8 protein-coding genes are annotated in these 7,885 nt (G+C 46.8%); 3 read left to right on the top strand and 5 right to left on the bottom strand.

Features of this window, described 5'->3' with window-relative positions:
- The first annotated feature begins 174 nt into the window (after nt 1-174).
- The 3 genes from AC3A8L_RS17780 to ydiJ all read left to right on the top strand — a co-directional run bounded on the left by AC3A8L_RS17780 (nt 175) and on the right by ydiJ (nt 4,096).
- Complete coding sequence (locus tag AC3A8L_RS17780) at nt 175-636, top strand: molybdenum cofactor biosynthesis protein MoaE (protein ID WP_487963618.1); 462 nt, start codon at nt 175-177, stop codon at nt 634-636.
- On the top strand, nt 629-934 hold the full coding sequence (locus AC3A8L_RS17775) for a hypothetical protein (protein WP_487963617.1): 306 nt from the start codon (nt 629-631) through the stop codon (nt 932-934). The genes AC3A8L_RS17780 and AC3A8L_RS17775 overlap by 8 nt, the downstream gene beginning before the upstream one ends.
- Nucleotides 935-1,042: 108 nt before the next feature.
- A complete protein-coding gene (ydiJ, locus tag AC3A8L_RS17770) occupies nt 1,043-4,096 on the top strand; it encodes a D-2-hydroxyglutarate dehydrogenase YdiJ (protein ID WP_487963616.1) in 3,054 nt (1,017 codons plus the stop codon).
- Between the two features lie 74 nt (nt 4,097-4,170).
- Here the strand turns inward: ydiJ and AC3A8L_RS17765 are convergent, their stop codons facing one another.
- From AC3A8L_RS17765 to AC3A8L_RS17745, 5 genes are all read right to left on the bottom strand, one after another.
- Complete coding sequence (locus tag AC3A8L_RS17765) at nt 4,171-4,557, bottom strand: VanZ family protein (RefSeq protein WP_487963615.1); 387 nt, start codon at nt 4,555-4,557, stop codon at nt 4,171-4,173.
- A 35-nt stretch (nt 4,558-4,592) separates the two neighbouring features.
- Nucleotides 4,593-5,996, bottom strand: coding sequence for an ATP-binding protein (locus tag AC3A8L_RS17760; RefSeq protein WP_487963614.1), 1,404 nt, complete (start codon nt 5,994-5,996; stop codon nt 4,593-4,595).
- 26 nt (nt 5,997-6,022) lie between these two features.
- Nucleotides 6,023-6,751, bottom strand: coding sequence for a response regulator transcription factor (locus AC3A8L_RS17755; protein ID WP_487963613.1), 729 nt, complete (start codon nt 6,749-6,751; stop codon nt 6,023-6,025).
- 12 nt (nt 6,752-6,763) lie between these two features.
- Nucleotides 6,764-7,033, bottom strand: coding sequence for a PepSY domain-containing protein (locus AC3A8L_RS17750; protein WP_487963612.1), 270 nt, complete (start codon nt 7,031-7,033; stop codon nt 6,764-6,766).
- Nucleotides 7,034-7,135: 102 nt separating this feature from the next.
- Entirely contained in the window at nt 7,136-7,753 is a 618-nt protein-coding gene (locus AC3A8L_RS17745; RefSeq protein WP_487963611.1) for a glycine zipper 2TM domain-containing protein, read from the bottom strand.
- Nucleotides 7,754-7,885 lie beyond the last annotated feature (132 nt).

Raw genomic sequence — 7,885 nt, 5'->3', positions numbered from 1 at the left:
TATGTCCTATAGGCCCCGGCATGCGCCCCTTCGAGCGCCTTGCTGAGAAAGCAGGTGCCTTAGTCTAATTGGACAAACTATTATTGCCCCGCCCCTTAGGACGTTTCTGGCACCAATAGCCCTTACGCTGTAAATAGCTATAATTGGAATAGATTCCCCGAAGCGCAGCACACTATGAATAAGTCCCCCCAAAACATTACTATCGCCATTCAAAGCTCGGATTTTGACCAAGCGCAGCTTTATCACAATTTAAGGGGCTCTCAAGAAACAGGCGCTATTGTCACCTTTACCGGTTTAGTCCGTGAGTTCGATCAAGGTTGCTCCGCCATGCACCTAGAACACTACCCCGGTATGACAGAACAAGTACTGCAGAACATTGCCGCCAACGCCTATAAACAGTGGCCTCTCGATGCAATTACCGTTGTGCATCGTGTGGGGGCACTGAAACCTAGCGAACAAATCGTATTTGTCGGAGTTGCCAGCAAGCATCGGCAAGCTGCCTTTGAAGCCTGTCATTTCATTATCGACCTACTCAAAACGCGTGCCCCCTTCTGGAAAAAGGAAGGTGATGATTGGGTCAAAAACAAAGAAAGCGACCAGAAGGCTAGCCAGCGCTGGTTAGAGCTTAATGCTTAAGCTGCGTAATTTGAGCTGGAACACCATAAGCCAAAGCCGCTGCTGGCAAGCTTTGATTGTGCATTACAGCGTAGACCCCATCATTATTTTCAGGCAATTTAAGCTAGGCGCCATAGGCTTTGGTCTTGGCCTAGGGCTTATAATCATCGCAAACAGCAACATGCCGGCATCGCTCCAGCAAGAGCTTTGTGCCCTTGCTGGGCTTATTGTCGGCGGCGCTGGTTTTATGATTGCCATGCTAGCCCAGATGCGCTTAATGATCGGCCGGTTTGTCCGCTTCTTCATGAAAAACGAGTAAAAAACACGGTAATTTGAGGCAAAACTCTTCAATCCCATGAATCGGATTGGAAGCGCTCGCCCGTACAGGTAGAATGCGAGCCGCTAACTTTTGTTCGAGTTTTATCCAATGATCCCACGTATACAACAAACCTCCAGTACTCAGTCCCTGTATTTACAGTTTCTGGAAGCCCTCAAACGCTCAGGTTTTGAAGGTGATATAGCGCCGGATTACGCCAGCCGCACGGTATTGGCGACGGATAATTCTATTTATCAAATACTGCCACAAGGCATTGTGTACCCTAAGGGCGTCGATGATCTTACCCGTATTGCAGAGCTAGCCTGTCAGCCGCAATACCATGTGGTTGTACTTTCACCGCGCGGCGGTGGCACCGGGACTAACGGGCAATCATTAACAGATGGCGTTGTGGTCGATATGTCGCGCCACATGAATAATATTTTAGAAATAAACACGGAAGAAGGCTGGGCACGCGTGCAATCGGGCGTGGTTAAAGATCAACTCAACGCCGCTATCAAGCCTTACGGGCTTTTCTTTGCACCGGAGCTATCCACCAGTAACCGCGCCACAATCGGCGGCATGATTAATACCGATGCCTCCGGCCAAGGCTCTTGCCGCTACGGCAAAACGCGGGATCACGTATTAGAGCTTACAACGGTTTTACTCGACGGCGATGTTTTAATCAGCCACACCATTGACGACGAAGAGCTTGCCTTCAAAAGCGAAGAACAAAATATTTCGGGCTTAGCACATCGCCTTATTAATAATATTCAGCAAGAACATAAAGCCTTAATTGAAGAGAAATTCCCGCCACTTAACCGCTGCCTAACCGGCTACGACCTTGCCCACATTCGCGACGAAAACAATCAATTCAATTTGAATAATATTTTATGTGGCAGCGAAGGCACTTTAGGTTTTATTGCTGAAGCTAAGATTAATTTATTAAAAATTCCCAACTTCACCGCCCTAGTCATCGTTAACTACGATAGTTTTGACAGCGCCCTGCGCGATGCACCACGACTAATGAAAGCCGGACCTACCAGTATCGAGACGATAGATTCACGCGTACTCGAACTTGCCATGAACGATATCGTTTGGCAAGACGTGGCTGAATATTTCCCCACTGAAAATATCGAGCAAATCAAAGGCATGAATTTGGTCGAGTACACCGCGGAGACCAAAGAAGAATTAAGCGCCGGCCTTTCTCTGCTTATTGATGTGCTTAAAAGTACTGATGCAGCAACCGGTTGTGTGGGGCATGGTTTAGCCATGGGTGACGATGCTGTTAAAAAAATCTGGGGCATGCGCAAAAAGGCCGTGGGCTTGCTCGGCAACGCAAAAGGTGAAGCGAGGCCAATTCCTTTTGTTGAAGATACCGCTGTGCCGCCAGAAAATTTGGCCGACTTTATCGCCGAATTCCGCGCCATTTTAGACGGCCATAATTTAAGCTACGGTATGTTTGGCCATGTTGATGCCGGCGTTCTGCACGTGCGACCCGCCATCGATATGAAAGATGCATCCGCGCTTAAAATGGTTCGCAAAATCACCGACGAAGTGACAGAGCTCGTCCAAAAATACAACGGCTTACTCTGGGGCGAGCACGGTAAAGGCGTTCGCAGTGAGTACGCGCCCGCCTTCTTCGGCGAATTATTCCCGCAACTGCAGCGTATTAAAGGAGCCTTCGACCCACGCAACCAATTAAACCCTGGGAAAATCGCTACCCCTATCGACAAAGGGGCTTTACTTAAAATTGACGAAGTCCCTACCCGCGGCCAACACGATCAAAAAATTCCGGTGCAATTATGGGATGGTTTTAGTGAAGCCGTTTATTGTAATGGCAATGGCGCCTGTTTTAACTGGAATACTGCCGATGCGATGTGTCCGTCTTATAAAGTCACCCGAAACCGCGTGCACTCCCCCAAAGGGCGAGCCTCTTTAATACGCGAGTGGATAAAGCAATTGGGTGAATATGACTTTGACGTCACAAAATTCACAGGAAAATACGATAACTTCCCGAAAGCCGAGAGTTTTTTAAAGCGTCGAAAAAACTCCAAAAATGCCGTGCAGCAGTATGACTTTTCTCATGAAGTTATGGACTCCATGAGCCAGTGTTTGGCCTGTAAATCCTGCGTAGGGCAATGCCCCATAAAAGTCGATGTACCCGAGTTTCGCAGTAAATTTTTAGCGCTATACCACACCCGCTATGCCCGCCCACTTAAAGATTATTTTGTTGCCAACCTAGAGCGCTTTGTGCCTTTAGCGGCCCCCTTTGCCGGCATTGCAAACGCGACGCAATCGTTAGCGCCCGTTAAACATTTCTTGAAGAATACGGTCGGGTTTGTCGATAGTCCAAAATTCTCTCGCGTTAAGTTTAATAAACAACTGAAAAAATGGGGCGTACGCTACGCCGATGCTAATGTACTCAACCGCTTAAACGCCGAAGAAAAAGCCGACAGCGTCATCATCGTACAAGATGCCTTCACCCGCTATTTTGATGCTCAGGTAGTGTTAGATTCCATTGAATTATTAATCAAACTCGACTTCAAGCCCTTAATTGCGCCATTCAGCGCAAATGGTAAACCTCTGCACGTTCATGGTTTTTTAGCGGAGTTTAAACAACAAGCAGAAAAAACTGCTTCCCAGTTGAATACGCTAGCCCGCAGCGATATTCCGCTGATCGGTATCGACCCCGCCATGACGCTAGCCTATCGCGCCGAATACGTGAAAGCGCTGGGAGAGGAGTCGGCTCCTAAAGTGTTATTAATTCAAGAGTGGTTAATGGCGCACATGGAGAGGCTAGGCAATAAAAAGCCACTATTTAAAGAAGAAGCCTTTAAACTGCTAGGGCATTGCACAGAAAAAACCAATGCACCGGCAAGCACAGCGCAATGGCAAAAGATATTTTCCGCCTTGGGGCAAACGTTGGTGGTAGAACAGGTTGGCTGCTGCGGTATGGCGGGAACTTACGGCCATGAAACCAAAAACCGTGAAGCCTCTGCAAACATTTTTAACTTAAGTTGGCGCAAACCAACCACCGATGTAAGTAATACCGATAAACTTATTGCTACAGGTTATTCTTGCCGCAGCCAAACCCTGCGAGAAGCTGGCGTCTCTTTATCGCACCCACTGCAAGCATTACTGAAAAATATCGTAGAATCAAAATAGCCATTAATTTAGAAACAATAAAGACTATAGCGATATCTTCTTGCTGTAGTCTTTATTTCGCAAATAAATAGGTTTTAACGCAGAATACGCTTACTACCTATTTCTACCAACCAAGCCAAAACGGCTCCTGCCCCTAATCCCGTCACATTCATTATCATATCTTTAATATCTACCATACGGCCCGGCGAAAAGTACTGCGCCAACTCCATGCACAAGCTAAAAGGCAGCAAGCATAAAATGAGTTTGAAAATGGATAACCGGCCCCATAAAGCTAACCAAGCCGATAAACACAGCAGGACATTACCCACAAAATGCATGCTCGTATCTGAGTGCTGGCCAATAAGCTGCGGCGATGGTGATAAAGCTGCATAACAAAAGATAACCAAAGCTACAATAAACTGCACCCAACGCAGCCAACGACTACAGTGCATAAAGGTATCAAAACGGGATTTTTCTAGCATAACCAATATCTATAAGATCTCTAAGCGGGCCAAAATTAAGCGCCCTTATAGGCCGGCAGAGATAAATTAAAACTAGCCCCTCCCAAAGAAGAGCGACTTATTTGTAGGCTCCCACCATAACTACTAAGAATATCGACCGCAACAGAAAGACCAATCCCCTGCCCAGAGGTAACCGTATCGGCGCGAGCACCGCGCGTAAGAATGGTACTTTTTATGGTATCTGGAACGCCGGGGCCATCATCTTCAATGTATATTTTTAAATCATCGCCGGCAATTGATGCGCTAACAATAACGTGCGAAACGCCGTATTTACACGCGTTTTCAATCAAGTTACCGGCCATTTCCATTAGATCACCTTCATCACCAGAAAACGGTAAATCTTTGGCTATCGATACATCAATTTGCATGTTTTTATGGCGGTAGACTTTCTGCATCGCCGCCGTAAGGCGCTTGATAAGCGGCTTCACTAGCACCCGCGCATAAACCGAATTTTGAGTCACTTGGGCCGTTGCACGCCTCAGCTGATGATCAATAATCATACTCATACGGCTAATTTGATCATCAACAACAGGCATAATGTCCTGCTGATTGGTATTGGCCGTTTCTAACTGCCCACGAACAACTGACAAGGGCGTTTTTAAGCTATGCGCTAAATCGCCTAAAGTATTGCGATAACGCTCTCGCTGGGCCTGCTCTGCCCGCAGTACTTTATTCAAATTCTCTGTCACGGGCCGAATATCTGCCGGGTATTGCCCCGATAAAGATTGGCTTTTACCCGCCTCTACCAACTCTAAATCACGCGCAAGTCGCCGCAACGGCTGTAAACCCCAACGTGCAATCAGTGTTTGAACAAGAACCAACAACACCGCAAGCCCAACCACCCACACCAACAAACGTTCACGGTAGGCCGCTAGAATAGCTTTTAAATCAGATTGACTATGTGCTACGACAAAACGAAACCGTGCATCATCGTCAGCAATCGGCCATACCGTATCGTAGGTCATCAAATAAAAGTCATCGGCATTAAACTGGCTACTAAAAAAATCTTTTACGCCAGCCTCAAAGGGTGCGCTTAACGCGGGGAAATAGTCTGACGGGATTAAATCGGTTGAACGCGATTGCCAAACCACCCGATCCTCGCCATCAACAATCCAACCATATAAACCAGAGTTCAATTCGCCAAAACGGGGTTCAGTCAATGCCGGCGGCATTTCTAAAGTACTATCGCCAGGCTCAGCAACACCCAACAACAAATAAACCTGACTGCGCAGAGCATCGCGTTCGGCAGTTTCCAAGCTTAACTTAAAAGCATAATCAAGCATCGTGGCACTGAAACCCAGCAATAAAGGCAACAACACCACAGAGGCAAAAAAGAGACGAGTCGTTAATGATGAAACCGATAACGTCGGTAAGCGGAACCGCTCTGATAAAGGCGTCAAAACACATCACTCATCAAAAAAACATCCTAACCAATGGCATCACTACCGCTGCCGGAGGTAGCCACACTATTGTGCACGCTGGTCGGCTCTGTATTAAAACGGTAACCTTGACCACGAATTGTCGTAATTAACTGAAGCTCACCTTTGGGATCTAGCTTTTTACGCAAGCGACCAATAAAAACTTCAATTACGTTACTATCGCGCTCAAAATCTTGTTGATACAAATGCTCAGTCAGTACTGTTTTTGAAATGGCTTCACCGGCGTGGTGCGCTAAGTACTCTAGAGTATTGTATTCATAGCTCGTTAACTCAACTTCAGCTCCATTCAATAGTACTTGTTTGCCAGCAGTATCGATCGTAACCGGGCCAAACTCTAACTGCGGTTTTGAATGGCCAGAAGCCCGACGAATTAACGCATTCACACGAGCACGCAATTCCTCATTATGAAAAGGTTTTACTAAATAATCATCAGCGCCGGCTTCAAGGCCTTTGACTTTATCCTGCCAATTACCACGCGCCGTCAATATCAACACCGGGTAGCTTTTACCCGCCGCACGGGCCTGTGTAATTAACTCAATGCCATCAATCTCAGGTAAACCAATGTCAATAATCGCCAAATCGTAATCATACTCTTTGGCGAAGTAGAGCCCTTCTTTACCGTCCGCCGCCACATCAACAGCAAACCCTAAACCACCTAAATAATCGGCTAATTGATTACGAATAGCCGCTTCATCTTCAACAACCAGCAAACGCATGGCGATGCTCCTTTATTTTTTTTGTGTAATGTTGCCGCGGCCATCAACATAAACGATCGTCATGCGTCCGTTATTATCTAAACGCACTTCGTAAATGATAGAACCGTCGGCAGCTTTAGTTTGTTTAATCTTGCCGAATAATTCGCCGCCAAATTTTTCTTGTGCAATTTCGGCCGCGCGACTTTTATCAATAGTATTATTCGCTTGGGCATTAACTACGGAAGAACCTAATAGCCCCAAGCTAAATGCCAAACATCTTTTACAAAAACCTGAACGAGTCATAAATAACCTTTTTAATGCGCGCGTATTACACCGACCACTGGTGCTTAGCAATATTGCCCCATAGTACAACACGTACGCAGGCTTAACTTAAAAATAAGCAGACTAGCTTTCTATTGGTGTAATTTGCACGGCCAGCTGCAACTCTTTACCTGGCGAACGCGCCATGCGTGTCGTATAAACGCTACCCCTGTACTCATACGTCACATCATAACCTTCAAAAATACGACGCGTGGCAGTCTTTTCTACTGTTTTACAACGCTCAACGTCGCGATAGCTTACTTCGCTATAGCCTTCATCTTGCTGCTTGTAGGGTTTATTTCCCACGCTATGCCCCATTGCCGCACCCAGTACGCTACCTACCACGGCGCCTAGTTTTTTGTTAGAGCTACCGCGCCCTACCGCATGCCCTAAAGCTCCGCCAATAACACCGCCTACGATAACCGGCGCATTGTTATGGCGATGACGGTTTGGCTGTATGTAATGCTCCTCGGCAATGGTTTCTACCCAGCATTCCTGCGCGGGAGTCACTTCTTTTACCGTAGTGTAAACCGGGACCGAAGAGAAGACTCTGGCCGTTTCGATAATACTCGGTGCCTCATTCCGGGCGTGTTCTGCAAAGCTTATAGCAGGTACAGCGCTAGCACAGATAGCAGCCAGCGCTGTTGATTTAAGTGCGTCTTTGGGTGCTTTTGTTACAGCCTTGATCACTCGATTTAACATCGTTTGCCACCTTTAATTAAACGGATCACCTTTGAGTGATGCCAGTTTACGAGGGACAGCCTGAACACCAGCTAAATTGAAACCTTAAGGGGCGGGGCAATAATAGTTTGTCCAATTAGACGAAGGCACCTG

Source organism: Marinagarivorans sp. (assembly GCF_982758155.1).
The sequence above is the reverse complement of the archived record's forward strand: the minus strand, read 5'-3'. Positions and strand labels throughout refer to the sequence as shown.

Bases quoted from the DNA above. Each gene is read 5' to 3' on its own strand.
- AC3A8L_RS17765 (WP_487963615.1), bottom strand. From the start codon at position 4,557: ATGCTAGAAAAATCCCGTTTTGATACCTTTATGCACTGTAGTCGTTGG.
- ydiJ (WP_487963616.1), top strand. From the start codon at position 1,043: ATGATCCCACGTATACAACAAACCTCCAGTACTCAGTCCCTGTATTTA.
- AC3A8L_RS17780 (WP_487963618.1), top strand. From the start codon at position 175: ATGAATAAGTCCCCCCAAAACATTACTATCGCCATTCAAAGCTCGGAT.
- AC3A8L_RS17745 (WP_487963611.1), bottom strand. From the start codon at position 7,753: ATGTTAAATCGAGTGATCAAGGCTGTAACAAAAGCACCCAAAGACGCA.
- AC3A8L_RS17775 (WP_487963617.1), top strand. From the start codon at position 629: ATGCTTAAGCTGCGTAATTTGAGCTGGAACACCATAAGCCAAAGCCGC.
- AC3A8L_RS17750 (WP_487963612.1), bottom strand. From the start codon at position 7,033: ATGACTCGTTCAGGTTTTTGTAAAAGATGTTTGGCATTTAGCTTGGGG.
- AC3A8L_RS17755 (WP_487963613.1), bottom strand. From the start codon at position 6,751: ATGCGTTTGCTGGTTGTTGAAGATGAAGCGGCTATTCGTAATCAATTA.